General features: G+C 37.6%; 3 protein-coding genes. All 3 read left to right on the top strand.

The genetic code is table 11. The features are described 5' to 3' along the window. Positions 1-336 (top strand): energy transducer TonB (locus RM556_RS17245; RefSeq protein WP_311375206.1); only part of this gene is annotated, 336 nt, incomplete at its 5' end. 384 nt (positions 337-720) lie between these two features. After that, positions 721-1,047, top strand: a complete 327-nt coding sequence (locus tag RM556_RS17240; RefSeq protein WP_311375205.1) for a hypothetical protein — start codon at positions 721-723, stop codon at positions 1,045-1,047. Between the two features lie 174 nt (positions 1,048-1,221). Then, entirely contained in the window at positions 1,222-1,365 is a 144-nt protein-coding gene (locus tag RM556_RS17235; protein ID WP_311375204.1) for a hypothetical protein, read from the top strand. Positions 1,366-1,876 lie beyond the last annotated feature (511 nt).

Genomic DNA, 1,876 nt, shown 5'->3' with positions numbered 1-1,876 from the left:
TGTATGAATTTATTTAAAAACACAACCTTTGGTGTTTGCTTATTATTCCTAATTAGTTGTACTTCAACACCAGTCGGAAAGCTTGAAGTTGATACGATATCAAAGCCTGCTAAGGGCTGGGTAACAATGATGTTTGATATAGACGAGAGCGGACACCCGATAAATATAAAAGTTATTGATGCTTCTCCTGATAAAGTTTTCAATAGGTCAGCGATAAGAGAGGTAGCAAGCTGGAAGTACAAACCGAAATTTGTAGATGGAGTAGCGGTTGTGCAAAAAGACTTAGAAGTTAGGCTGGACTTTAAATTAGACGAATCTCGAGATGATAAAAATTAGTTAAAGCTCGTTCTCTCAAGAGTTACTCCCATCAGTTTTTAATGAGTTAATTTCGGATTCGCGAGCATTGGCTGTTTGGTCCACGCTACTAACCATCGGTTGCTGTATCAGCGTCAAACGAGTATTGTTTTACTTAAATGGTTAACGCAAGGAAACATGGAATGTTTTATCAAAACCTCAAAAAATCCAGGCAACCTAACAATCGCATAAACGCACTCCCTACGGTCGCTGGGACACCATTACGTGCGGGTGCACGCAATGCTGCCCGTTATGCGGGGTGTTAGCTGTGTATTTTATTAAAAGGATTAAAGTATGGTGAAAGGAAGGTCTAAAACGAAAATTTCCAGATTTAACTCAACCTTGCTTTTAATAGGTTTTGTGATCATGTTAATTTTTATAATCTCAATTGTATTTTTTTTCGACCCCCCAGAAATTATTAAAATTGTATTCATCATTTTTTCTTTCCTTGTTTTTGCGTTTGCTTACCAAGCATACAGAAATTCGATTTTCTCGAAAAAAGACCTTCCACATCTAGTAACGGTCCACGAATTGAAAGCAGAAAACAAGCTAATGGAAATTAACGAAAATAAACCCAAATACTATGGTGAAAGGTTAAGGGAAATTGAACAGCTATACAAAGATGAGTTACTTTCAGAAGAGGAATATGCTGCTAAAAGAAGAGATATTCTGGATGAAAACTGGGGCAACTAACAAATAACTATCGCTATAGCTCGTTCTCTCAAGAGTCACTCCCAACTGTTTTTAATGAGTTATTTTCGGGTTCGCGAGCATTGGTTGTTTGGTCCACGCTACTAACCTTCAGTTGCTGTATCAGCGTCAAACGAGTATTGTTTTACCTAAATGGTTATCGTAAGGAAACAAGGAATGTTTTATCAAAACCAAGTTAAATCAACCTGTGCTAACAATCGCATAAACGCACTCCCTTCGGTCGCTGGGACACCATTACGTGCGGGTGCACGCAATGCTGCCCGTTATGCGGGGTGTTATGTTTGTATCCATAACAAATAATGGCTAATAGTACTAAGTTTAAAGTACTGGAATTAGATGTGATTAATGAGGTTGCAATCGTATTTGCAAAACAGGTCACTTCCAAGGACTTTAAAATAACACCCACTTCACAACTAAGCGGAGTTGGGGTTAAATTCTTGACGCAACCAAGAAAACTAAATTCAGATGGAAATTTGATATACAACTATTGGGCATTTCATTTAAAAAACAAAAATGACTTAGCCAAATTTTCAACTAATTCAATAGTTGATTTAGTGTGTTAAATCTACTTGTTCTAGGTTAGCGACTGCGTAAGCTCGTTCTTTCAAAAGTCCCTTTCATCTGTTTTTAGTGAGTTATTTTCGGGTTCGCGAGCATCGACTGTTTGGTCCACGCTACTAACCTTCAGTTGCTGTATCAACTTCAAACGAGTATTGTTTTACTTAAATGGTTATCGCAAGGAAACATGGAATGTTTTATCAAAACCACATCAAACCGAAACAACATAACAAACGCATCAACTCACTCCCTC

The sequence above is a fragment of the Alteromonas sp. W364 genome, assembly GCF_031846205.1.
Taxonomy (GTDB): domain Bacteria; phylum Pseudomonadota; class Gammaproteobacteria; order Enterobacterales; family Alteromonadaceae; genus Glaciecola; species Glaciecola blandensis.
Note: the sequence above shows the minus strand (reverse complement) of the source record. Positions and strands in the feature narration are given on the sequence as shown.